20 protein-coding genes are annotated in these 25,281 nt (G+C 36.7%); 7 read left to right on the top strand and 13 right to left on the bottom strand.

Features of this window, described 5'->3' with window-relative positions:
* Positions 1–131 precede the first annotated feature (131 nt).
* The 4 genes from DZ858_RS01345 to DZ858_RS01330 are packed head-to-tail and all read right to left on the bottom strand — an operon-like array spanning position 132 to position 5,771.
* A complete protein-coding gene (locus DZ858_RS01345) occupies positions 132–3,257 on the bottom strand; it encodes a choice-of-anchor B family protein (RefSeq protein ID WP_117157779.1) in 3,126 nt (1,041 codons plus the stop codon).
* Positions 3,258–3,298: 41 nt separating this feature from the next.
* Positions 3,299–4,090, bottom strand: coding sequence for a hypothetical protein (locus DZ858_RS01340; protein WP_117157778.1), 792 nt, complete (start codon positions 4,088–4,090; stop codon positions 3,299–3,301).
* Between the two features lie 43 nt (positions 4,091–4,133).
* Positions 4,134–4,955, bottom strand: a complete 822-nt coding sequence (locus tag DZ858_RS01335) for a hypothetical protein (protein WP_117157777.1) — start codon at positions 4,953–4,955, stop codon at positions 4,134–4,136.
* 12 nt (positions 4,956–4,967) lie between these two features.
* Positions 4,968–5,771, bottom strand: coding sequence for a hypothetical protein (locus DZ858_RS01330; protein ID WP_117157776.1), 804 nt, complete (start codon positions 5,769–5,771; stop codon positions 4,968–4,970).
* A gap of 234 nt (positions 5,772–6,005) precedes the next feature.
* Here DZ858_RS01330 and DZ858_RS01325 point away from each other — a divergent pair, with 234 nt between their 5' ends.
* From DZ858_RS01325 to hemL, 3 genes are read left to right on the top strand one after another with little or no spacing between them, the layout of a single operon-like run.
* On the top strand, positions 6,006–6,947 hold the full coding sequence (locus DZ858_RS01325) for a 1-aminocyclopropane-1-carboxylate deaminase/D-cysteine desulfhydrase (RefSeq protein WP_117157775.1): 942 nt from the start codon (positions 6,006–6,008) through the stop codon (positions 6,945–6,947).
* A gap of 1 nt (position 6,948) precedes the next feature.
* Positions 6,949–7,785, top strand: coding sequence for a glucosaminidase domain-containing protein (locus DZ858_RS01320; protein ID WP_117157774.1), 837 nt, complete (start codon positions 6,949–6,951; stop codon positions 7,783–7,785).
* Positions 7,786–7,791: 6 nt separating this feature from the next.
* On the top strand, positions 7,792–9,078 hold the full coding sequence (gene hemL / locus DZ858_RS01315) for a glutamate-1-semialdehyde 2,1-aminomutase (RefSeq protein ID WP_117157773.1): 1,287 nt from the start codon (positions 7,792–7,794) through the stop codon (positions 9,076–9,078).
* A 62-nt stretch (positions 9,079–9,140) separates the two neighbouring features.
* On the opposite strand, the gene DZ858_RS01310 is transcribed toward hemL, so the two are convergent.
* The 4 genes from DZ858_RS01310 to lysS all read right to left on the bottom strand — a co-directional run bounded on the left by DZ858_RS01310 (position 9,141) and on the right by lysS (position 13,416).
* A complete protein-coding gene (locus DZ858_RS01310) occupies positions 9,141–9,491 on the bottom strand; it encodes a hypothetical protein (protein WP_117157772.1) in 351 nt (116 codons plus the stop codon).
* Positions 9,492–9,580: 89 nt separating this feature from the next.
* On the bottom strand, positions 9,581–10,015 hold the full coding sequence (locus DZ858_RS01305) for a hypothetical protein (protein ID WP_117157771.1): 435 nt from the start codon (positions 10,013–10,015) through the stop codon (positions 9,581–9,583).
* A gap of 125 nt (positions 10,016–10,140) precedes the next feature.
* Positions 10,141–11,421 carry a fibronectin type III domain-containing protein gene (locus tag DZ858_RS01300; protein WP_117157770.1) on the bottom strand — a complete coding sequence of 427 codons (1,281 nt, stop codon included), beginning with the start codon at positions 11,419–11,421 and terminating at the stop codon, positions 10,141–10,143.
* Between the two features lie 297 nt (positions 11,422–11,718).
* Positions 11,719–13,416: a lysine--tRNA ligase gene (gene lysS / locus DZ858_RS01295; RefSeq protein ID WP_117157769.1), complete on the bottom strand. Its 1,698-nt coding sequence runs from the start codon at positions 13,414–13,416 to the stop codon at positions 11,719–11,721.
* A 119-nt stretch (positions 13,417–13,535) separates the two neighbouring features.
* Here lysS and DZ858_RS01290 point away from each other — a divergent pair, with 119 nt between their 5' ends.
* From DZ858_RS01290 to DZ858_RS01280, 3 genes are read left to right on the top strand one after another with little or no spacing between them, the layout of a single operon-like run.
* Entirely contained in the window at positions 13,536–13,694 is a 159-nt protein-coding gene (locus DZ858_RS01290) for a YqaE/Pmp3 family membrane protein (protein WP_117157768.1), read from the top strand.
* A gap of 4 nt (positions 13,695–13,698) precedes the next feature.
* Positions 13,699–14,439: a hypothetical protein gene (locus tag DZ858_RS01285; protein WP_117157767.1), complete on the top strand. Its 741-nt coding sequence runs from the start codon at positions 13,699–13,701 to the stop codon at positions 14,437–14,439.
* A 60-nt stretch (positions 14,440–14,499) separates the two neighbouring features.
* Positions 14,500–15,039 (top strand): hypothetical protein, encoded by a 540-nt coding sequence (locus DZ858_RS01280; protein ID WP_117157766.1) that lies wholly within the window; start codon positions 14,500–14,502, stop codon positions 15,037–15,039.
* A gap of 68 nt (positions 15,040–15,107) precedes the next feature.
* On the opposite strand, the gene DZ858_RS01275 is transcribed toward DZ858_RS01280, so the two are convergent.
* Positions 15,108–17,354 (bottom strand): zinc-dependent metalloprotease, encoded by a 2,247-nt coding sequence (locus tag DZ858_RS01275; protein ID WP_117157765.1) that lies wholly within the window; start codon positions 17,352–17,354, stop codon positions 15,108–15,110.
* 163 nt (positions 17,355–17,517) lie between these two features.
* Between DZ858_RS01275 and lipB the strand changes: the two genes are divergently transcribed.
* Positions 17,518–18,234, top strand: a complete 717-nt coding sequence (gene lipB / locus DZ858_RS01270) for a lipoyl(octanoyl) transferase LipB (protein ID WP_117157764.1) — start codon at positions 17,518–17,520, stop codon at positions 18,232–18,234.
* A gap of 35 nt (positions 18,235–18,269) precedes the next feature.
* Here the strand turns inward: lipB and DZ858_RS01265 are convergent, their stop codons facing one another.
* The 4 genes from DZ858_RS01265 to DZ858_RS01250 form a co-directional block, all read right to left on the bottom strand.
* Positions 18,270–18,953 carry a TapB family protein gene (locus DZ858_RS01265; protein WP_117157763.1) on the bottom strand — a complete coding sequence of 228 codons (684 nt, stop codon included), beginning with the start codon at positions 18,951–18,953 and terminating at the stop codon, positions 18,270–18,272.
* A 41-nt stretch (positions 18,954–18,994) separates the two neighbouring features.
* Positions 18,995–20,305 carry an OmpA family protein gene (locus DZ858_RS01260; protein WP_117157762.1) on the bottom strand — a complete coding sequence of 437 codons (1,311 nt, stop codon included), beginning with the start codon at positions 20,303–20,305 and terminating at the stop codon, positions 18,995–18,997.
* Positions 20,306–20,726: 421 nt separating this feature from the next.
* Positions 20,727–21,824, bottom strand: coding sequence for a T9SS type A sorting domain-containing protein (locus DZ858_RS01255; protein WP_117157761.1), 1,098 nt, complete (start codon positions 21,822–21,824; stop codon positions 20,727–20,729).
* Positions 21,825–21,999: 175 nt separating this feature from the next.
* Positions 22,000–24,879, bottom strand: a complete 2,880-nt coding sequence (locus DZ858_RS01250; protein ID WP_158548333.1) for a response regulator — start codon at positions 24,877–24,879, stop codon at positions 22,000–22,002.
* Positions 24,880–25,281: the final 402 nt, after the last annotated feature.

Below are 25,281 nucleotides of genomic sequence, written 5' to 3'. Positions count from 1 at the left end.
TAAAATAGATAAATTAGTTTATAGGCGGTGGTTAGTAGTGCGTAGAGGATACAGAAGCTAGAAGTGGTGGGCATAAAAAAAGCCTGAAACTTTTTACAGTTCCAGGCTTGTTGTTAGGTTTGTTTTGGGGGCTACTTTTTAATCAATTTTTTGGTAATCGTTCCCATTTCGGTATCGATTTTTACAAAATAGATGCCTGTATGGAGTGAAGCCAAGTTTAATTGATAGCTGTTGGTTTTAGGCCCTACGTTTTGATCGATTCTTCTTCCCAATAAATCGTACACCGAAATGTTATTCAAATAGGTGTTAGGTGAAACGATGTTTAATACCGTATTGGCTGGGTTCGGGAAAATGGCAATGTTAGAAAGGCTTTCTTCCGTTCCCAAAATTTCTACTTTCTTAAACTGAAGGGTAAAACGGTTAGTAAACTGCCCTTTTTCAGCAGTAAACGCATAATCGCTTTCACTTAAGTTGGTTACTGTATTGTTTTTATTGTCTATCAAGTAGACAACAGCGGTTTCAATAGTGGCACCTTGAATGTCGTTTATAGAAACACGGTATTCTGTTTCTTCATCAACCTGAGTGTCAAACCCAAGGGAAACTTGTGTTTCATTTTTAAGCGGTGCAAGCCCTTGAATAGCGAGTTGCTCTCCTGAAGGCATTGTAGAATATAATGAAACTGGAGTAGCCAAGCGTTTGGTGTCGAATTTAGTGTCTAGTCCATTTGTGGAAGCATCGGAAAACCCGATTAGGATTGCGCTTCCCATCTCCCACTTTTCATTGTAAACATTTAACCAAATGCGGTCGCTATCAAAAGCTGGTTCCCGGTAGGTGTCGTTATTATCGGTAACCCGCATACTGTTGTTAAAAACAGCTGTTCCAGCGGCCGTAGTTTTTACGCCAAACCCTTGTCCTGATGCAATATAGTCATTAGGTCTGGTTGAGGTTCCAGGATCGTTCCCTGCTGCAGTGCCCCCCATAGCATTGTACATAGAGATATCGCTCATATTATAATTATTGGGGTTGTAACCCGGGTACGATGGGTTAGGAGCCGTTAAGTGTTCCCAGAAATAAAGTGCATCTATTGTTGTATTTTCCGCTAAAAATACTTGTGCATCAATAGCCGATGGATAGGGGTTACCTAGCATATTTGGACTGTCATTTTGCTCAGTATTAAATACCAAATTAAAATTAACAATACCATTGTTTAATGTACCTTGGGTATAATCTAAGGTAAAGGAGCCTGTACCGGTTGGGGTGGTTTGCGGACGCACTAAATATCCTTCACCAGCATTAATGTTTCCAGTATAGTTAACCCAATTGTCGCCATCATTATCGGCAAAGTTTTCGGCTAATGGAAAGTCGTTTTCCACTTGTGGGTTGGGTACAAAGTTTTCGGTGATATGGTTACGTACCATAACTGAAGTGCCATATACGCCATTTCGGGTTTCTCCAGAAACGGGACTACCTAATATCATAAAATCACGTCCTTCTAGATTAGGTGTTATCTTTTGTACTGAAATAGTACCGTTGTTTGTAGTTACGGCGTCATTGTCGCGTTGCACTACACTCCCTTCGTGCGCAATCATTAAGGTTCCGTTTACTGTAATGTCTTTTTGAACATCTACATAGTCGCCAGTATTTACGGTTAATGTTCTACCAGTATCTACCTCGCAAGAACACGCTTGAAAACTGGTATTTGTTGCTGTGTTGTAATCTGCACTTATTTTGGCATTAGAACCTACAGAAGGAGCGCCGTTACTCCAGCTAGCACCGTTGTAACTAGTTGTTTCGGCTTCTACTGTTATGGTTGTATTGCAAGATGATTTATTTCCATAATCATCTTCAACAGTCAATGTAACAGGGATGGACCTTCCAACATCTGCACAGGTAAAAGTAGTTTGAGAAGCTTCGATTGATTTTTTTACAATTCCGAAGTCATCTGTAGAACCGTTATCAACATCGTCTGCAGTAATAGTTACGGAACCTGTTGTACGGTCTAATGTTGCTGTTACAGGTTGACAAACCACCGTTGGTGCAGTGTTGTCGTAGTTTGGGTCTTTTAATATAAAAAGACCGCCGTCACCGTCTACAAAAGCATTACCAAAACCCGTCACCACAAGGTTTCCACTTTCAAAATAGGGGTATACATTCCAAGTTCCGTTAAAGCCAGCAGAATTATTTGATGGATATGTATCAAACGAATTTATTTCGGTCATGCTTGGGGTGCTTTCATATAAGCCTTCTACTCTCATAACTCTCATACCTGCTGAATAATTAGCTAAGTAAAAGCGGTTTCCACGAACATAACCATTATGGTCTATAGCTGCTGTAGCTCCATAATGAACATAATGTTCTGTTGGGGCATCTAAATCTGTCAAGTCAAAAACAATTGTTTTAGTGTTAAACCCATGTTCTTCTTCATCTACTTCATCTCCAACTATAAAAAATCGTTTATCTTCTGTAAACCAACCTTGATGTGTATATTCTTTATTTATATAGTCCACTCTACTTATACGAGTGACATTGTTTTTGTCAGTAACATCTAAAATTTGTACATAATCTGAACTACTAAAGCTTCCAATTAATATCTCTTTACCTTGATAATCTGGATCTGGACCATCATATAATACTACTTGTGCATCATGACAATAACCGTAGGTGCCAATGTCACCTGCTAAAGTAGGATTTTTAGGGTCTGATAGATCTAAAATACGAGGGCCTCCACCATTTCTGTTGGATCCAAGTACGTAGGCATACCCAGTATCTTCATTAATTATAATATTGTGGGCGCTGCCTACACCACTATACCTTCCATCTCTTGTAAAATTTATAGGTAATGTTTCACTTTGTATTTCAGAATCTCTTAAACGAGTAAGATCAAACACTTGTACACCGTGGTTACCATTACTATCGCTAACAATGTACGCATGGTTGTTATATACTTTTACGTCTCTCCAAAGACTACTTCCCGTATGTGACTCTAATCTTCCAATAAATACTGGGTTTACGGGGTCACTAATATCGACAAAAGCGGTACCGTTATCCATAGCTACTAAAGCATATTCTTTGCCGGTAGCAGAATCTGTCCACCCCCAAGAGTCTTGACCTTCATCACCTCCAAGATCTGATGCGCTAATATGGCTTTGAAGGGTAATGCCGTTACATGGGTACCCATTTGCAGATCCACCCGAACATGGGGTTTGGGAAAAACTCAATGTAGTGGATAGCAGGGCGAGAAGTAATAATTTTTTCATAATTAGATTATTGTTTTTTATTTGGTTTTAGTTTAAATTTTTTATTCTTCAAGGAAAGTGAACTCTACAGTGCATGGGAGGTCAATACCTACGTAGGCATCTGTGTTAAACTCTCCAGCTACTTGTACATCTACTGTTAGTAGAAAAGGATATGCCTGTCCGGCTTTAAGGTCTTCATATAAAATCAGTGAAGAGTCATGTCTAAAAGCTTCATAATCTGTGCCTCCGTTAATTAAATCGTTTTTTATAGAGTAGGCGTGGGTATAAATATTATAATTGACACCATCAAATCTTAGTTTAATATATCCCTCTTGAGTACCCATTCTAACACTGTTAGAACCAGTAGGGTCTTTAATTTCACCAGCTCCAAAGTTAAAATTAGCTTCAATACGGTAGGTACCTGAATATTTTGGGATAAAATCTTGGTTTCCCAAGCCAGGTATGGCCCTATGTCCTCCACTTAAAGGCACCCTATATTCTAATGGGGATTGTTCAAATTTTTGGCTGTCTTCTTTTATGTATTGTGCAATCCATTTATTACCGTCCCAAACATATATACCAGGGTATACATCGTTAGCGCCTGTTTGAGTGGTACTGGTGTTATAAACGGCTGTACCTTCAGCAACGGTCCCTCCATTTGGATTTTTTACTGGGCTTGTTCTGTTTCGTGCTGTAAGGGCTACATTAGGAAAGACAAAACCTGAGGAGCTACTTTCTAAATCCAGCATCCCTTCAGGAGTGGTTGTGCCAATACCAACTTGTGCATGTACACTAATCGAAAAAATCGAAAGTAGGACACTGAAAAATATATTGTTTTGAGTACTTTTTTTCATAATAATCAAATTAAATAACAATCAATACTTTGCTTAATATTCTTTATTCACTTATATAGGTAAACTCTACCGTACAAGGGACATCTTCACCTATATACCCTCTACCATCCAATCCAAGATTTTGATCGCCATTGGCTTCAAAGCCTTCCGATTCAGTTTGATTAAAAGCTAAAGAAAAAGTATAATCTTGCTCTGCTACCAAAGCAACATAAAATATCTTGTAAGATTCTACCCAATTGTTTGTGTATTCAATAGCGCTACTATAATTATCGTTATAAGTTGAAATTGACCTAGAAACAAAATTGTAGTCTGTCCCGTTGAATGTGAAACGAAAGTCACCTTCCTGAAAAGCAGTATTGATGTCTCCTGAGGTTGGGCTATCCATAGCACCACCTCCATAATTTACATTAACTTTAATGCGGTATAACCCTGTATAGTTGGCTGAAAATGTTTCACTTGTAAAGCCTGGTACAAACTGATACCCATCTAATGGAGTTATAACAGTTGAGAGTGTTCTTAAAACCCCAGTTTGTTGAAAAAGCTGTGATTGTCTTTTGCTAAATTGTGGCACCCATTTACTGCCGTTCCAGCTATAAATGCCCGGGGTCACGTCATTGCTACCATTGTCTGTTGTATTGGTATTATAAACCAATGTACCAACAGCTAATGTAGCACTGGATGGACTGGTAATTGTAGTTTCATCAATTGTAGAAGATAAAGCCGCCACAGGATATACAATGCCCATGTTGTTACTGGTAACATCGAGCATACCCTTTGGGGCATTGGTGCCAATACCTACTTGTGCGTTCAGAAGGTTTGCACTAAAAACAAAAAGAAATACATAAAAAGTAGTTTTTAATTTCATAGTGGGTTCTTTTTAACTTCCTAAATACGTAAATTCAACTGAGCAAGGAATATCATAGCCTATATATCCTAAGCCACTTCCTGAATTCCCGTTTCCTACAAATTCTGGAGAATCAGACTGGTCGAATTTTAAACTGAAATCATATTCTTGTCCTGCTCGTAGTGTTTCATAATAGACTACTTTGTGTTGTTCCCAGATAAGGTAAAACTGGGTGTTACCGTCAGTGGAAATTGCCTTGGCAGGAATTATTTTGTTTTTTGTGCCCGATTCGCTTTCGTAGGTTAGCCTGAAGTTGCCCTTTTGAGTGGCTACGTTAATATCATAATTACTATCTACATAACCACCACCATAGTTAACACTTAATTCAATTTTATATGTGCCTGAATATTTTGCTTTAAAAGTTTTGTTTACAAGGTTATCAATATTTTTATAGCCTTGATTAGACCTTGTGCGTTCGTGACCGGTTTGTTTAAAAATCTCTGAATGTTTTAAAGGAAATTGGTTTATCCATCGAGTACCATTCCAAACATAGATTCCTTTATAAACATCGTTCACCCCATTAGTGGTATTATTAGTATTATAAACCACCGTGCCTGCAGGAATATTAGTAACTCCAGTTTTTGGGTTGATCGCTGGTGCCATTACATTTGTTGCTGTTAATGCTACTCTAGGTAGCACAACACCAGTATTGCTGCTATTTACATCTAAAATACCATTAGGGGTGGTTGTATTGATACCTACCTGAGCAAAAAGAGGAACAGATATAAAAAGTATAGATAATAAAACACAACATTTAAAAGTAAAAATTGGTTTCATAAGCAGTTAGTTATTAATTGATTTGGTTGACAAGTATAAGAAGGAATTCAGATGAAACACAAAAAAATTCGATGAAACACGTAAAATTTTAAGATATATAAGAAATGTCCTACATAATTAGTATATTTTTAACAGACAATCTCTTGTTTTTTGATTATTAGTGCTTAAAGTTTAAGCCTTTTCAATAAGAATAATATTTTACCTAATTTTAACCTTTAAGTACATAGAAGTAATATGAAGAACTTCACTACAAGATTTTTTAACGCTACTTTTCATTCCGATATAGAACAGGTGCCTTTAGCTTCTTTTATTGAAACCTCTTCTAATCTTTATATGCTTCGCGAAGACCAGATTCATCCTTTTGTTTCGGGGAATAAATTCAGAAAACTGAAATATAATATTCAGCAAGCTGTAAAAGAGGACCATAAAACGTTGCTTACCTTTGGCGGAGCATATTCAAACCATATTGCGGCAGTTGCATCTGCAGGGAAACTAGCAGGCTTACAGACTATAGGGGTGATTCGGGGGGAGGAACTATCAAGTAAAATAAGTGATAATGCAACACTTTCTTATGCCCAAAAACAAGGCATGCAATTTCAGTTTGTAACCCGGGAAGCCTACCGGGATAAATATGAAGCATCATTTATAGAAACACTTAGAAGTACCTATGGAAATTTCTATTTATTGCCCGAGGGAGGCACCAATGCTTTGGCAGTAAAGGGTTGTGAAGAAATACTTTCTGGAGTTGAAAAACATGTAGATTACATCTGTGCTCCGGTTGGAACAGGTGGTACAGTAGCTGGGTTGATAGAAGCGTCGAAGCCACAACAAAAAACACTTGGTTTTTCGGCCTTGAAAGGAACCTTTCAAACTTCAGAAATTCAAAAATATACTTCAAAAACCAATTTTGAAATTATAGATGATTACTGTTTTGGAGGGTATGCTAAAATAGATTTGCAATTGGTGCGTTTTATTAATGAGTTTTATAAAAAAACCGGAATCCCATTAGATCCGGTCTATACCGGAAAAATGCTATTTGGCATTGTAGACTTGCTGAAACGTGGGCATTTCAAAGAAAATAGCCGTATTTTTGCCATCCATACAGGAGGTTTACAAGGTATTACCGGTATGAATCAACGTTTAAAAAAGAAAAATTTGCCACAAATAGACCTATAATATGCTATACCGAATTTGCATTGTATTGTTAATCAGCACACTGTTTTTTAGCAGTTGTAAATCCAAAAAAAGAGCAGTCGCTTCAAAAGAGAGAGACCGTACCGAGCGGGTGGCCATTCCAGATACACGAAAGGGAGAGATAAAACTTCCTAAAAAAACCGAAGTTAAAACGTCTCCTCCCAATGCTTCCTATGCAGAAATTGTTACCACCTATATTGATAATTACAGCTTGATTGCTATGGAAGAGATGCAACAATACGGCATACCTGCCAGTATAACATTGGCACAAGGTATTTTGGAGAGTGGTGCAGGTCGTGGCGAACTTACCCAAAAAGCGAACAATCATTTCGGGATAAAGTGTCATGGGTGGACCGGAGGTCGTGTGTATCACGATGATGATGAATTGCAGGAATGTTTCAGAAAATACAAAGACCCAAAATATTCATTTAGGGACCATTCCTTGTTTTTAACCGAGCGTAGTCGCTATCAAGATCTTTTCAAATTAAGGAAACACGACTACAGAGGCTGGGCAAAGGGCTTAAAAAAGGCTGGATATGCAACCGATCCACGTTATCCCGATAAACTGATAAGTATTGTAGAACGCTATGGCCTTACACATTATGACGAACTTGTTTTAGGTGGAAGCACAAAGGAGATGCAAAAAGACTCAAAGAAAAGTAAAATAAAAACCTATACCGTAGGGCGTGGTGATACGCTATATAGTATTTCAAGACGTCATAATATAACGGTTGAAACCCTAAAAGAATACAATGGATTAGAGTCTAATACCATATCCATTGGACAAGTTTTATACTTGAATTCAGTAAAAAATCAATAATTTATTATGATCTATAAAAGAAGCAGTGCCCTTTTTAAAGAGGCACAGAAAGTAATACCTGGTGGTGTTAATTCTCCAGTAAGAGCATTCACGGCAGTTGGAGGAGAGCCTATTTTTGTTGAAAAAGCCAAAGGGGCTTATTTATATGATGCAGACGGAAATAAACTAATAGACTATATCAATTCTTGGGGTCCGTTAATTTTGGGGCATGCTCATGAGCCTGTAGTGAAAGCAGTTGTTGAAAGTGCTGAAAAAGGAACTTCCTTTGGAACGCCTACTGAAATTGAAACTGAAATAGCTTCCTTGGCTGTTTCTATGGTTCCGAATATCGATAAAATACGGTTTGTAAACAGTGGAACCGAAGCCTGTATGAGCGCAGTGCGTTTGGCTCGCGGTTTTACTGGCAAAGATAAAATTATCAAGTTTGCCGGCTGTTATCATGGACACAGCGATTCGTTTTTAATTCAAGCGGGAAGTGGGGCTGTAACCTTTGGAACTCCTAATAGCCCAGGTGTTACAGGGGGTACAGCAAAAGATACATTGTTGGCAGATTTTAACGATTTAAATAATGTGGCCGAGGTTATTTCAGAAAATAAAGATGAAATAGCTTGTATTATTTTAGAGCCGGTAGCTGGGAACATGGGGTGTATTCCTCCTGCAAAGGATTTTTTAGAAGGCTTACGAAAATTATGTGATGAAAACAATATTCTATTAATTTTTGATGAAGTAATGACTGGTTTCCGTTTAGCAAAAGGAGGGGTTCAGGAATTGTACGGTGTTGATGCCGATATTGTTACCTTTGGAAAGGTGATAGGCGGTGGTTTACCAGTGGGTGCCTTTGCTGCCAGAGCCGAAATTATGAGTCATTTGGCACCCGAAGGCCCAGTGTATCAAGCAGGAACGCTTAGTGGTAATCCATTGGCCATGGCAGCTGGTTTGGCGATGTTATCTGAACTGAACAATAACCCTGAAATATTTACTTCTTTAGAAAAAAAGACTGAATATTTACATAAAGGATTAGCTTCTGTTTTAACTGAAGCAAATGTAACACATACTATTAATAGGATAGGTTCTATGATATCGGTTCATTTTTCTGAAACACCTGTAACGGATTTTAAAACAGCTGCTTTAGGAAATAATGATACCTTTAAAAAGTTTTTTCACGGTCTATTAGCTGAAGGGGTCTATATTGCACCAAGCGCATTTGAAACTTGGTTTTTAACCGAAGCTTTGACATATAAAGATCTTGACGCTACCATTGAAGCGTGTAGCAAAGTTGCTAAAACGTTATAAATAAAAAATCCCTCCAAAGCTTCTGCAAAGGAGGGATCTGTTTTTATCTTATGTGATAAGGTCTATTCTTTTAGCATAGCCAGCCACTTATTGTATTGCTCATCGTTCAATGTTTTTTTAACATTGGCTTTTAAGTCATCCATATATTCTTTCTTTTCGGCTGCAAGCTTAGGTTCATTTAAGTCTTTTCCAGCAAGATTCTTCTTGTATTTCATTTCGTAAGAAGTGTAATATCTAAAAAGAGCACGTTCTTGGCTGTCATCTATTCCTAATTTTGTTGAAATATCTGCCACTTTCTTTTTGGCTATCACTTCTGGTCTATCAGCATCTTGGGACAGACTTTGAGCATTGGTGTATTGTACACCAGCCACCATTACAAGGGCAATTGCGAGTATTTTAACTATATTCTTCATGTCTTTTAATTTTAGTAATCAATTACTAAAGTAAGTAATTATGATGTATATAGACCAAAAATTAAGCCAATTTTAATATTTATAATCTTTTAGTCACGCTTTTTTCCACCTCTTCTTTTTTTGCCTTGCCTCTTTTTATGTTTCCCAATCGATTCTTCCCATTTGGTGTATTGCGCTTCATTTAAGATGGATTTCATTTCTTTTTTATGAGCAATTAGTCTATCCATCATTTGCGTTTTTCTTTCAAATCGTTCGGTGTCTGAAAGTTCTTTTCGGTTTTTACCGTCTTTTTTGGAAACTTCTCTTTCTTTAGCTTCTTTCAGAAAAAGTTGATTTACTTCTTTTTGTTGCTTTTCAGATAAATCTAGCGCTAATGTCATCTTTTTTGACTTTAACTCTGCTTTCTGCTCAGCACTTAAATTTTGTTTCATTTCAGTCCTAGCTTCTCTCTTAGAGGTGTCCTTTTTTTGAGCTATTGCATTAAAACCTAATAAGGCAATGCAGATAATTAATACGTTTTTCATGTTTTATTTTTTTAATGTTCAACATAGGTATGACTTGCTTTTTAACACTTGGTTTAATTTATAGGTAGATATTTATAAAAAAAGCCGCCGTAAAGGCAGCTTTTAAATACTTATAAAAAGGTGTTTTAATTTTCAATAGCTTCTAAATACTCAAGTAGCATTGCGACCGCTTCTTCGTGTACAATGGTACGGCCTAATTGCGGCATTCTATAAACGGGTGCTGTACTTTGTACTCGGGCTTCAATTTCACCACGGTTGGCATAAATACCGGTATCATCAAAAGGAGTTTCGAGCCTGAAATCGAGATTAAAGTTTGTTACCGCTCCGCCGGGTTGATGGCAATGAGCACAGTTTACATCAATGTAAGCTCTGCCGCGCTCTAGAATATCGTAGGTGGCGTCATCTGTCCAGTCGGGTAGTATACTTATGTTTTCTGAAGTTACGCCCTCCATCATCCCGATGCTTTCTAGGTAAGCAAGCTGATTTTGGCTCGTATAAGAAGGAGTAAAGTTCATACTTCGTAACTTCATTCCTACAGGAAGAGTTGTGTTATCATTATTATGGCATGTAAAACAATCCTGTTTAGACGGGATTTCGTAATCAATATTCAATGTTTCATTATCGCCGTTTATATAACTAATAGGCTTAACGCTTCCATTTTCGGTATAAGTTGCTTCGGTTTGGGCTTCGTTCCAAATATAATTCCCCACTTGCCAATTTCCATTAATTTTTAATAAGATGCGGGTTTCAATGATGAGCTTTCCTTCACCTGGGTTTTGATCATTTTTGTTATAGTAAAATGTTTTTGCAATCAATGTATTGTCTGGAAATTCTGGCAACAAATCGTCTCCTCTATATTCCATAGTTTCACAATTGGGAAGGCGTACCAAGCGTTGTTTTTTAGCATAATCAGTAAAAAGGGTGCTGTTTATTTCATATAACTGAACACCTTCAGCAGGAGCCATATCAGAAAGACTTCCAGTGAAAACACCCATATCTGATAGGTTTGTTTTGTACTCTAAGGTTATAGCAAGTGTACATGTATCTAAAATCTCACTGCTTTCCGATTCGTTTCCTTCAGCATCAAAAGCGATTATAGAAAAGCTGTATTCGGTTTCTGCGGTTAAGTTTTGGATGGGTAAGGAAGTGCCAGTAACTTCGTTGTTAATCAAATTACCGTCTTGAAAAACAGCATAATTTACCACACCGACGTTATCTGTCGATGCATCCCAATTTAGTTGAAGGCTACTATCCGTTTTATTGCTCGTTCTTAGGTTTGTGGGTGGAGTAGGGTTTTCGGTGTCTGTGGTTTCAGTTTCAGTAGGGCTGTAGTCATCATCGCCACCACATGCAACAATGATAAATAGGAAGATTACCGAAAAAAGCTTTAGTAGATATGGTTTCATTTGTTGAAATAGTTTGCTTAAAAATAACTATTTCTTTTTAACCACTGTTTTGCAAGGTGTTAAAAATGGGGCCTCTAAACTTTGACATAAAAACGATTGGATTTTTTTGAAAGGTTTTAATTGAAAATCAGACTACTACAAGTACGAAGAAGAAAATCTTTTTTGTTAAGCTTATTAAGCACTGTTTACAATTATCAATAGAAATATTGAGCCTTCTATGCCAAAAGATATAGGTTATATTGTAGATGGTGTTTTAAAAAAGACCTTTTCAGTATATACTGAAAAGGTCTTGATTTTTTATTGAACCATTTCTACAAACAGCCCGTCATCGGTTTTGTTGACGTTAGCTAGCTTGTGTTTGGTTAAAGCTTTAATACTCTTGTCCCATTTTTTATTGCTGAGGCCACTTTGCTCCTTAAGTTCATTAAGGTCTATTTTTTTAGCTTTTTTCAGCAACTCAAAAACAGCTTTTTCTTCATCATTTAGCTCTACCGTAATTTTCTTTTCCGGTTTCATCTGTGGGAAGAATAGCACTTCTTGTATAGAGGCATTGTTGGTAAGGAACATAATTAATCGGTCCATACCAATACCCATTCCACTGGTTGGTGGCATTCCGTATTCTAATGCACGCAAGAAATCGTAATCGATGAATTCAGTTGCTTCATCATCACCACGATCTGCTAGTTTTAATTGTGCTTCAAAGCGTTCGCGCTGGTCAATTGGGTCGTTTAGTTCGCTATAAGCATTGGCGATTTCTTTTCCGCAGACCATCAATTCAAAACGCTCTGTAAGTTCTGGATTGTCGCGGTGTTCTTTACACAACGGGCTCATTTCTTTTGGGTAATCGGTAATAAAAGTGGGTTGAATGTAGTTAGGCTCACACTTTTCACCAAAAATCTCATCGATGAGCTTTCCTTTACCCATGGTTTCGTCAACTTCAATACCTAAACCTTCAGCTGCTTTTCTAATTTCGGCTTCGGTTTTATCGGTAATGTCAAACCCGGTATATTTTTCAATAGCCTGAGCCATCGTTACTCTTGGGTACGGTGCTTTAAAATCAATATCATGTTTACCAAATGTAACTTTGCTGGTTCCATTTACTTCTGTTGCACAAAATTCTAATAGTTGCTCACAGAAATCCATCATCCAGTTGTAGTCTTTGTAGGCTACATAAATTTCCATGGCGGTAAACTCTGGATTATGGGTGCGATCCATCCCTTCATTACGGAAATTTTTAGAAAACTCATACACACCATCAAAACCACCTACAATTAGCCTTTTTAAATACAACTCGTTGGCAATTCGCATGTACAATGGAATATCTAATGAGTTGTGGTGGGTAACAAACGGACGAGCCGCTGCACCGCCAGGAATAGGCTGTAAAACGGGTGTTTCTACTTCAAAATACTCTCGCTCGTTAAAAAACGTTCGCATGGCATTGAATAGCTTGGTTCGTTTTTTAAACACTTCTTTTACGTGTGGGTTTACGGCTAAATCAGCATAACGCTGGCGATACCGTTGTTCAGGATCGTTAAAAGAATCGAACTTATTACCCTCGCTGTCAACTTTAGGTAGGGGTAATGGGCGTAATGCTTTAGAAAGCAAGGTGAAATTCTTTACCATCACCGTTTTTTCGCCTACGTTGGTAGTAAATAATTCGCCTTCAATTCCTATAAAATCTCCAATATCAAGTAATTTTTTATATACATCGTTGTACAAGGTTTTGTCTTCCCCGGTACAAATTTCATCACGGTTAAAATATACTTGTATACGGCCCTCGCTGTCTTGTAATTCAGCAAAAGAAGCTTTTCCTTGAATACGGCGCGACATTAACCGACCGGCGATTGTAACCTTTTTACCTTCAGAAAAATCCTTCTTTATATCTTTAGTTAAAGATGTTATTTCATATAAATCTGCTGGGTACGGATTGATACCCATTTGTTGCAGTTGCTCGCGTTTTTGGCGACGTACTTGTTCTTGTTCTGAAAGTTGCATATACTATTTCTAAAAATGAAGCCACAAAGATACCAACAATGATGCTCGTAACCAATAGCTGTAACAAAAGGAAATTCCACAGACTTATAATTAAAGTATTAACCGTAAATTTGTAGTATATGAGTGTTTGGAGAGTTATTTTGTCCATTTTGTTTCCGCCGTTAGCCGTAATAGATAAAGGCTGTGGGTCTATTTTAATTGTATTGATTCTTACTATTTTGGGATGGATACCCGGTGTAATCGCCGCGCTCATCATTTTAAATAATCCTAACAAATAAAGTTATGTTGAAAAAATTACTTTTTATGCTGGTTGCTTCTTTTGCTTTAGTAAGCTGCCAGTTTACCGAAACTCTCACTATTAACGAAGATGGTAGTGGCCGCATGTCCATGAATATCGATATGAAAGAAATGATGGCCATGACTCAGTCTATGGGGATGGATAGTGCCATAGTAAAAATGGACAGTACCGTTACTTTTGCAAAGTTTTTAGAAGAAAAGAAAGATAGTATTGCAAAATTGTCCAAAGCCGATCAGGAAAAATTAAAAAAGTTGGAAGATTATAGCATACGCACTGTAATGAACCCTGAAACGAGCGATTTGTTTATCGATGTTTTTGTTGATTTTAAAAACATAGACGAAGCAAATAACCTGATGAATAGTTTAAATCAAGCTTCGGCCATTATACCAGAATCACCCGGTGGTGGCACTGAAATAAAAAACGACCCCTCTACCGATGTTTTAGGTGTACGTTATGATTATACCGGAAATAGCTTTTCGCGTGATGCTTATATCAAAGATGAAAAAGCGTATAAAAAACAGAAAGATAGTCTGCAAGAAGCCGAAATGTTTATGAATAGCATGAATTATAAATTAAAATATACGTTTCCGAAGAAAATAAAATCGGCCTCTATTGAAGATGCCAACTATTCCTTGGATGGAAAAACGATTACTATTGAACGTCGTTTTTTAGACTATTTTAAAGATCCTGATGTTTTAGACCTTCAGATAGAGTTTGAAGAGTAACGATTTTATTCTTTATTAAATTTTTAAGTACCTTACCGTATAAAATTAAACACCAGATTTATGAAAGCTTTCTTTTTAATGTTGCCATTATTAATGGTCAACGCCTGTAATACAACCAAAACAACACAAGTTTCTTCTTCTGAAAATGAAACTGAATTAATGGAAAATAACAAAGAACAATGTCCTGAAAATGGAGTGTGTACGGTTGAGATACAAAAAAACAAACAGATTATACTTAAAAAAGATGAAGCTACAGCCATGTTTTACCCTGAGATAAATGACGGTGATAATATGTTGGTGATCTATACTTTTTCTCAAAAAGGCCCAGAAGGAACAGTTGATGGTGATTATAGTGAAACGATTCACTTTGAAATACCTTCTAACATGAATGAGCTTGATATAAAAGACGCTTCGTTACAAGATGTGAACTTGCTCTATGGTAAACACTGTTATTGTAAAGGTGAAGCAGGTTTTTATAAAGTAGAAAAAGGCAACTTGCACGTGACAAAAAGCAATAATGAGTTACACTTTAATTTGCAGTTTACTGTAAATAAAACTTCTCATAAACTCTCTAATATCAGTAAGACAATACAGTTGTAAGTTTTTTTAATCAATAAAAAAGGGACGCAAAAGCGTCCCTTTTTGTTTTTCAACTAATTTAAAGTGTATTAATTCTTTAAAAGTTTAGAAGTTACTTTTTTATCGCCATTAGTAACAGTGATAAAATACATGCCAGAATTTAAAGAACTATAATTAAATGTTTCTTTAAAAGTTCCGCCTTGATTATTGTATTCTTCACCTGCAACTTGTCTTCCTCTAACATCGTAAACAGCTACAGATACCTTACTTGAAGTTGTGGTTACAAATTCAAGGTTTACAAGTCCTGTAGTTGGGTTTGGCCAAAGGGTAAAGTTTTCAAGAGAAGCTTCGTCAACGCTTAAATTTTCATCAATAAGGATATCTTCTGCATTTAGAGCATAAAATAAATGGTCTGTACCAGCTACCATAACTCTTGCATCTTCAGTATTGTCAACACCAGGTACTGTGATTACTTCACTACCATCATTTGGAGTTCCTGCTATCAATACTGTGTCGTAATTAAGACCATCTATACTCAATAAAATATCAACGGTTGGACTATCAACAGGAGCAACATCTGTATTGGCTACATCCCAAGTAATAGTGTATTGCAATCCTTGTTTCCACTCAGGATTATTGTCTTGCGAGGTTACAACAAAAGGACCAGAATCACCATCAACTGTAATGCGAGTATTATCACTGGCACTTGCTGCACCGCCTACTACATTATCACGAACTGTTAGTCTAAACCTTAGTAAACGCCCTACTGCAGGGACAACTTCCCAAGTAGATTGGGTGCTTCCATTTAAAACAGTAGGTAAAGCAGGCATATATCTGTTAGGTGATGCCATAGGATCTAAAGATCTAAATGCAGGACCTCCAGTTGAGGTATTTTGTGGTGGCATAGCTGCAACTTGAGAATCGAATTGTTCCCAACTATAGGTGAGTACATCTCCAGAGTTTGGATCGGTACCATTACCCTTTAAGATAAAAGGTGTTGACTTTGGAATAGTAAAATCTGCACCTGCATCAGCTGTAGGAGCATCATTTCCTGTTGGTGTTTGGTCAGCACATTGACTGTTGCCAACTGTAATATTACTCCACATTTCTTGAATGCTTATAGCGTGAAAATAATCATCACTAACGCTTTGTACATTTGGTGGGCAAATACCCGCATACCCCATGATTGTTGAGGCACTTCCTGGCTCTACAGAAGCATTTGATCGTTGGCAGTTATTATTTTGAGTATGATTTCCACCATATTGGTGTCCCATTTCGTGAGATACATAATCTACATAAAAACCGTCTCCAATAGGTTGTGGTAATCCAGTTACTCCACGTGCTTTATTAGAAGTACAAGGTGAGTTCAATTGGGCAATACCACCGCCACCAGTACTAAATACGTGACCAATGTCATAGCTATTAAAGCCTACTGCGTTATCAATTACAGCTTGTATTTGGTTTATCATACCACTGTTGTTGCTTAGTCCGTCTGTAGCAGTATCTAAAAAGATGATATCTTCATTTTCAGGAATAAATTCCATTGTTACAGCTAAATCTCTTTCATAAATACCATTTACACGTGTCATAGCTACATTCATAGCAGAAAGAACGGCAGCCTTTTTAACAGCGTCTGTTTCACTAGGGTCTACTCCTTGATTATTTAAGTGCCACTGTGCATATTCACCGTTACAAGCTAAAGCAAGTCTAAAAGTACGAAGCATTCCGTCGTCAGCATTTCTTTGTGCAGGTTTATCTCCTACATCAGGAAGGTTGGCCGGCAAGTTATCTTCAACGTGGCATACAAAGTTATTGGTATCTGCTGGCAAGCTTGCCCGCGAATAACTGATATAAGCTGTTTTGTCTTTAGTGTAAGGATCAATGTACGTTGTAGTATGCTTAGCAGATAAAATCATTACATGCACTCCAACTTGTGAAACACTAAATCGTGCCATAGCAGTAGGGTCATCAATACCTTGCCCTACGTAGGAGTTAATTCCTGGAAATTTTTCACTTAAACCTTCACTAAATATAGAAGCTTCAAATACTTTAAATTTTTGTAATCCATCTTCGGTAGGAAGGGTAATGATTACATTTGAAGTTGATGTGGTCTTTCTTGAAGGCGCGGTTGCTAAAAGAGTTTTTAGGTCTTCCGTTTCTAGATTGAATAATTCAAAATCGGAAGGCATAGCGTTCCGTGTCTCTTTTTTTTGCACCTTTACATCTTGAGGAGCTATAGGGCTCCATAAAGATGATGGGTTTTGAGCTTGCATACCAAAACTGAATAACACAAACAGCAGGAATACAAGGTTTTTACTTGTAGTTTTTTTCATCATTTATAATTTTTTTCTGAATAATTACCGTAAATATACTGTGCTTTAGCATCTTTTTAAAGAAATACTTCATGTTTTTGATCACCACAATGCTATTTTTTTAAATAACCCTGAAAAGTAATTTAATACTATTAATTTTGTTTCTCATAATATTATAAGATTCGGGATGGCAAATAATTATATCCAGATTGAAGATTTAGGGCGAAAAGACTACAAGGAAAGTTGGGAATATCAAGAATTACTTTTTAGTAAAATCCTTGATTGTAAAGTGAAAAACCGACGGGAAGATACTGAACATGATACCCCTAACTATTTATTGTTAGTAGAGCACCCTCACGTTTATACGTTGGGGAAAAGTGGTGATTTTTCCAATTTATTGGTTTCTGAAGAAAAACTATCTGAAATTGGTGCCACCTTTTATAAAATTAACCGTGGTGGTGATATCACCTATCATGGACCTGGACAAATAGTAGGATACCCTATTTTAGATCTTGAAAATTTTTTTACCGATATTCATAAATATTTACGATTATTAGAAGAAATGGTTGTGTTAACATTAGCTGAATATGGTTTGAAAGCTGAACGTTCCGAAGGTGAAACAGGTGTTTGGCTCGATGTGGGGACGCCATTTGCCCGTAAAATTTGTGCAATGGGTGTTCGCGCTAGTCGTTGGGTAACTATGCATGGTTTTGCATTAAATATTAATGCCGATTTAGGCTATTTTGACCATATGATTCCTTGCGGAATTAAAGGAAAAGCAGTAACTTCTTTAAATGTAGAATTAGGCAAAGCCGAAATAAACATAGAAGAAGTAAAAGGAAAACTCCTAAAACATTTTGCGCAACTTTTTGAAGCGGAACTACATCAAAAAACCGAAGCCTAACAGCACTCCGGTTTTTTATTAATTGTAGCTTAAGTTTATCTATGAAAATCTGTTAGCAAGCTACTGCTCGTAACTCTCCCACGTCTGTTATAGTCTTCTTGTTTTACCATCCCTACACCTTTAGAGATCCATTGCTTGGCGGTAGTGGTTCTGTTCATTACCATATTTATCGTATTTGTATAGCCAATTACAAAACAATCAAACGTTCCCGCGCTCGTTGTTATAGTCTCTCTATCTACTACAGTTCTATCTGTCATAGACACTTCCATTCTTAAATTAATGCCACTCATATCTACAAGCATGGTCATAGTAGCATCTGGTAATTCTTGGCCAACATGTAAATTGTTAGGAATTACTATTTTGGTTCCAGAAATTTCAGTTTCAAAATCTCTATAGTTATCTAGTAATTGCGGATTTAAAAGCGATTCCATGTCTACCACAATACCGTCATTTTCACAAGACATAGTAAAGGTAGCTTCGTTTAATACTTCGCCATCTTTATCTCTTAAAAAAGATTTGAATGTAGCAAAATTGCTTGAAGCATCGGTAACTAGAAAATCTGTAATCGCAGCTACTCTGTTGTTTTTGCTATAGTTGGTTATTTGAAATGTTACAGCTTCTTCAAAAGGATAAAAAGTGCTACAATTATCTTGAGCAGTTATTGAGTTCGTTAGGATAAGAGCAAAAATACAAGTGATAATTATTTTGAAATTTTTCATGTGTTTCTTTTTTAATTTGAAATTTAGAATGAGTACTATTTTTAAAGCTTTATAAATTCAACGCGTCTATTTTGGGTTTTTCCTGTAGAAGAATTATTATCTGCAACCGGGTTGCTTTCGCCTTTTCCATCGGTTTGTATTCTCCCAACATTAATTCCGTATTGATCTACTAAAGCTTTTCTTACCGATTTTGCGCGCTCATCTGAAAGTTTGAGGTTGCTACTGGCATCTCCGTCTGCATCGGTATGACCCACGATCATAATTCGTATGTTAGGAGCACTTTGCATGGCTTCGCCTACTTCTTTTAAAATAGTTTCACTACCACTTTTAATGGTTGCAGATCCTGTATTAAACAAAATGGCATTGGTAGAAAGGCGTCCTTCGGTAAGTAATTTGCTTCTATTGTCTTCCCCGCTTTTTGCCATCGAAAAATTTGCAATATAAATCTTATCGTTTGTACCATTATCACGTAACCCTGTGGTATATAACTTAAAGTTATTTGCGTCTTCTGGGACTAACCTAGGAACATCCACAATTTTTTCTTCATTAAGCCAAACTCGCATGCGTGTTTTATTTACAGCAACTGATATTTTAGATTTTCCAACAATGACGTCTCTATAATCTTTACCAATTTTATTACGTATTTCCCGTGAGCCATTTACTTGCTTTTCAATCACACCTTGAGATTCTATAAACTGGCAGGGGGAAAGCTCGACCATACTAAATGATGTAGGTTTTTGGAACCCTTTGTTATCGTGTAGCAGTAGTTTAAAAAAAGCTTGAGAACTTGTTTTTTTGTCCACACCTTCAGTAAAAAGATCAAACTGGATGGTATAATTTTCAGGAAGGGGATTGTTCAGTATCGGTAAAATAGTTGCTTTGTTTCCCAATCGAAGCCATTTTTCGCCATTGATGTTCACCAGTTCGGCAGACCCGTTACTATCCCAGTTTGCTGGGAAGTCACCTAGATTGTCGCGGCTGAAATTATCTTCGAAAATGACGATGTTTCCTGGTGTAAAATCGAAATTAGAATTTACCACGGTTTCATTTGGACTATTCGTTTGCTCGGTATTAGCGTCCCCACCAATGATGTTCCCTCCATTATTCTTTTTCTTTTTGCGTTCTTTTCTTTTTTCTTTTTTAGATTTTTTGGGAGCTTCAATAATAGTGTCCAGCGTCCGGTCGGTACTTTTTGTCGTTTCTGTTTCTACGCGTCTTTCTATAGTGCGTTGTACCCCACGCTCGGCAGCGTCTCCTACTTTTTCACCCAGTTTTTTCCAGAACTGGGCTTGGGTTGTTGTCGTAGCACCTATAAATAAAAATAGAATGCTTAATACTTTAATTGTTTTCATGTGTAAAAGATTTTGTTAATGGTTTTGTTTCTTTTTTTTAAAAGTTGTTTTTTTAATTACCTTATTTTTATGACTTATATGAAGTACATATTTTCCGTCTTTTAGGTTTGTAATGTTCAGGTATATATCATGTCTTGGCGCATAATCTAAACTCCCTATGAATATTTTTTTTGTATTGCTCATTATAATGGGAAGTATTGTGTTGTAAATGTATAAGCCAACTTAAAAGAAGACTCGTACCATTGTAACAAATACCGGTGGTATTGTAACAAAGTAGTATGATCAGGGCTTTAGAATGACTTTTAATTATTGTTTCTTTTTAAGAAAAGTTACTTCGGAAAAAAATTCCGAGGTGTTATTCCCGGAATCTTTTTTAAAGGTTTAATTGCTTAAAAACAGCGTTATTGGTTTTAAGAAAGAATTAATTTTTAATTAATTTTAGGGTCTCACTTGATTTTCCAGTAGTAACTCTAGCAAGATAGTTTCCTGCTACATAGTTTGAAACATCGATTTGCAAGATATTGTCACCATTACCTTTAGTAGTAGCTATGTTTTGTCCTAACAGATTATATATTTCAACACTGGTTATGGTTGTGTTGGCTGCTATGGTAAGAACATCATTGGCAGGGTTTGGGTACATTTTAACTGTGGTTGCCAATTGGTTTTCTTCTACACTCAGCACCTCCTGTGGCGCTATAATAATGTCAAAAGCAACATTCTCAGGAAAAGCGATGCTCGTATCTTCAGTGTATATAGCCCAATTGCTGCCAGTATACCAAACCCCCAAAACCGCATCAAGATATACTTGGCTAGGAGCGCCATTCGCACCCCAATAATGGCTCATCACAAACGTAGCGTCTGGATTACCGTTCAAGGCAGAATGGTCTATAGTGGTCCAATTACCTGTAATATTTGAAGCTGAGGATGTGTGCTCAGTGCGTGTGGATCCTACACCTCCATCCACTAATACTTTAAAGGCAGCTCCTAAGGGCACAGCAGTAGTTTGGTCTTCATCATACAGTCTCCTTAAATCGCTAGCATAATATTGCCCGTAATTACCAGTATTGTAAACGTTGTTTGGGTTATAATAGTGTGACATCGCTAAGAATGGTCCTGGATCCTGCCCATTCAATAATGGATTATCCATACTGGTTATGTGAGCACTGGTATTTGCTACTGTGGCTATATGGGTAAAAACATTGCTAGGATCACTCGCTATATAAATGTTAAAGCTTGTTCCTTCGATTATAGGCGTGAAATCTTGGTTGTAAATAGTCCATTGGTCACCAGTGTACCATAATCCCGATACATTGTCATTATAAGTTCCGCCCAAGCCTCCTGGGTTAAAATTATTTACGTAGACAATAGGGGCATCGGGGTTATTGTTAAGGTCTGGATGGTCAATATAAGTAGTGTTCCCAACAATGTTTGCTGCCGTTGCGGTGTGCACGTAAATCTTGTCCTGCGCCATGCTTACCATACCGATAAGCAGTAGCATAAAAGTAAAAATTGTTTTCATTATATATAGTTTTTATGGTAGTGAATTATTTCACGTGGTAAAACTATCATATATACAACAAGCTGATTGGTAGGTGTGTAACAAAAAGGGGTGTATATGTAACGAGGGTAAGGGTATATGTAACAAAAGTTAGTATGTATGTAACTAAACCAACTTTATTGTTAATGGAAGATGTTTATTTAGTAGCGAAATCGGAAGGGGCACAGCCAAACTCCTTTTTAAAACATTTTCCAAAATAGGAGGCATCGTTAAACCCAACGGTGTATCCTACTTCTGAAACTGAAATTTTACCACCTTTTAGCAATTGAGCGGCTAATTTTAACCGTTGTGTTCGCAAAAATTCTGTGGTTGAATATCCTGTCAAAGCCTTTAATTTTCTGTGAAGTTGCATACGGCTTACGTTCATTTCACTGCTAAAAAGATCGACTGTGAGTTCTGGGTTGGTCAAGTGTTTGTCCATGATTAGCTGCAAACGTTCTAAAAATTGCTCGTCTGCAGAAGAAATAGCTAATTCCTTTGGGGTTAGTATTACTTCTTTAGCAAAACGCTGTTGTAATTTTCTACGGGTTTCAATCAGGTTGGCCGCTGTAGCCTTGACCAATTTTGAACTAAATGGTTTTGTAATGTATGCATCGGCTCCAAGCCCCATGGCTTCCAATTTGTCCACTACTTTATTTTTTGCTGTTAATAAAATAACAGGGATGTGCGAAGTGAGCGGATCTTCTTTTATATTTTTAGTAAGGGTAAAACCATCTTCAATAGGCATTAGTACATCACTTATAATAATATCTGGAACTTCAGACCTTGCGATTTCAAAACCTTCTTTTCCATTTCCGGCTTTAAAAATCAAATATTCTTTTTCAAAAATGGAAGCCACATAGTCCCTTATTTCTTGGCTGTCATCCACAATTAATAAAATTGGGGCGTCTTCATTACTTGTAATCGTGGTTATGGTGTCCACTTCTTGTATAGATATATTTTCAGGGATAGGTTTTTGCAACTCTTCGACAAGTTTCTCTGTTTCTGTGTAAGAATCTTTAGTGATGGGGATAGAAATGATAAATTCGGTATAATCATCTTCTTCACTTTTTACCGTAATAGTTCCTTTATGGAGTTCAATAAGCTCTTTTGTAAGAGCCAAACCTATGCCTGTACCTGGGTTTTTTGGGTCGGTTTGGTAAAACCGTTGGAAGATATTCTTTTGTTGTTCTGTACTTAAAAAAACGCCGCTATTTTTAACTGATAGCTTGTAAGTATTTTTGACTCTTTTACCCATAAGAGTTACTTTTCCCTTATCTGGGGTGTATTTTATGGCGTTGCCCAATAAGTTTGACATCACTTTTTCAATCAAATCACGGTCAAACCAATCTGTGGTATTTTCCGTTGAAAGACTTATATTGGTTTCAAGTTGCTTTTCTAAAAATATATAATTGAACACTTCTATATGTGCGGCAATAAAAGAAGAGAGGTTGCCAGGTTGAACCTGTAGGTTAATAGTTCCACTTTCCAACTTAGAAAGTGCCAAAAGTTGTTCAATTAAAGACTCTAGTTTATTGGTGTTGCGTTGTGCTGCCAAAAGATTGCTACGTTGGTTTTTGGGAAGCGTTTTTAGTTCCAGTTGATCCACAATAGGTCCTTTTATTAAACTTAGCGGCGTACGGAATTCGTGTGAGATGTTGGCTAAAAAAGTGGATTTTAAAGTGTCTAGTTCTTGCAGCTTTTTGTTTGTTTTTCGGCGGTTTCTATATTGAATGAATAAAAACAAACCTGCGATAGAAAGTAAGATTAAGCCTCCAAGAAATAATATGCGTTCATTTTTCCTTTGTTCTTCTGCTAATTGATTTTTAGAAGTTAACAAGGCAATTTCCTGTTCTTTCTTTTTTGTTTGAAAACTGATCTCAAGTGCTTGCGTGTTCTTTTTGTTAAGATCCTCTTGAAACGTATTATTTAAGGAGTCTCTAATTTTTTCATAAGTGAAAGCTGCTTTATAATTCTCGGTCTCTTGAGAGTAACGTGATAAATTATGCAAAACGGCAATCTGTACAGGCTTTACCTTCATATAGTTTGCAAAATATAAGGCACTGTCTAATTTAACTTTAGCCGACCGATAATCTCCCAATCCCATGTAGCTCTCACCAGCATAATAGTGTGTCTCGGCCATGGTAAGCGTGTCTCCTACCTTACTAAAAAGAGCTTGAGCATCCTTAAGGTATATAAGTGCATCCTTGTACTTTTTTACTCCATTGCTCGAAATACCTAAGTATAAATTTGCAACAGCTTCGTCATAGCTAAAATTATTTTTTTTGAAATAGCTTTGAACCGTGGGTATGGTGTCTAACGCTTCTTGGTAGTTGCCTCGGTCTGTTTGTAAAATACCATAATGGAAATTGACAGACATGACATTAAAGGTGTCATTTATTTTAGCAAATCCTTTCTTAGCTTCTATCAAATACTCTTGGCTCTTATCGTAATCTTTTATTTCCCTGAACAACTTTGCCAAGTTATTATTGACGGCCCCTTTGTAAAACCCTGAAATTTTAATTGGTAATAAATCTGCCAGAGAGTCCGTTATCGCATATTCCTTGACCGAAAGATCTGTAAATCCCATGGTGTTGTGAATAGAACCAAGAATAAAGTGTGCACTCAATAAATTTTTGTTCACTGTGCCTTTCACATTTTCATCTATAATTTTTTGGGCGTAATACTTGGCTTTTTCAAAATTTCGAAGCACCAGATAGCGTTCAGATATATAGGCATAGCACCTAGCTTCAGTCTCTTTATCATTGGCTTTTTTTGCGTGCTTTGAGCCTTTCTTGTAGGCTTCTATGGCACTCACATAATCATTCATTTGTTTATGGTAGTTGCCCATATAACAACCGGCCACCCCCTTACATTTTTCACAACTGTTATTTTTTAAACTGGCAAGTTGATCGTGATATTTTTTAAAAATTTCAGGAGAATTGTTCAGGCTATATTCAAAAATGGCGATGTATGAGTCAATTTTTTGATCGATTGTTGAAGCTTTAGAAATATCTTTTTCTAAAGATTCAATCATTTTTGAGTTTTGTGCGTGAAGAGTAAGACCAAAAAAAAGCAGGAGGTAACAGCGGCAGAGAGTTGTCATACTTTAAAGTGGTTTTTTATATTAAAGATGCGAAGTCTTTATCAACATACATATAGTCATAAAGAAGACTCTTATAAGAATTGTTTTTTACACTATCTAAAATGGTAATTTTTTGTGAAACTGATTGTATCGAGTCAATTTTTACCTTGTCCTGCCCAAAAGAAAGAACAGAACAAAAAATGAGGAAGAAGAGTAGGTTTTTCATGTTGAAAAAATTGTACTTAAAGGTACACAATTTTAAGCATATTTAGAGTATTGGATTGGTGCTATTGTAACGAATGTGTGTTACAATTATCAGAATAGGATAAACGATAATCTCGTTAACAACCTGGG

It is taken from the genome of Marixanthomonas ophiurae (assembly GCF_003413745.1).
Classification (GTDB): domain Bacteria; phylum Bacteroidota; class Bacteroidia; order Flavobacteriales; family Flavobacteriaceae; genus Marixanthomonas; species Marixanthomonas ophiurae.
Note: the sequence above shows the minus strand (reverse complement) of the source record. Positions and strands in the feature narration are given on the sequence as shown.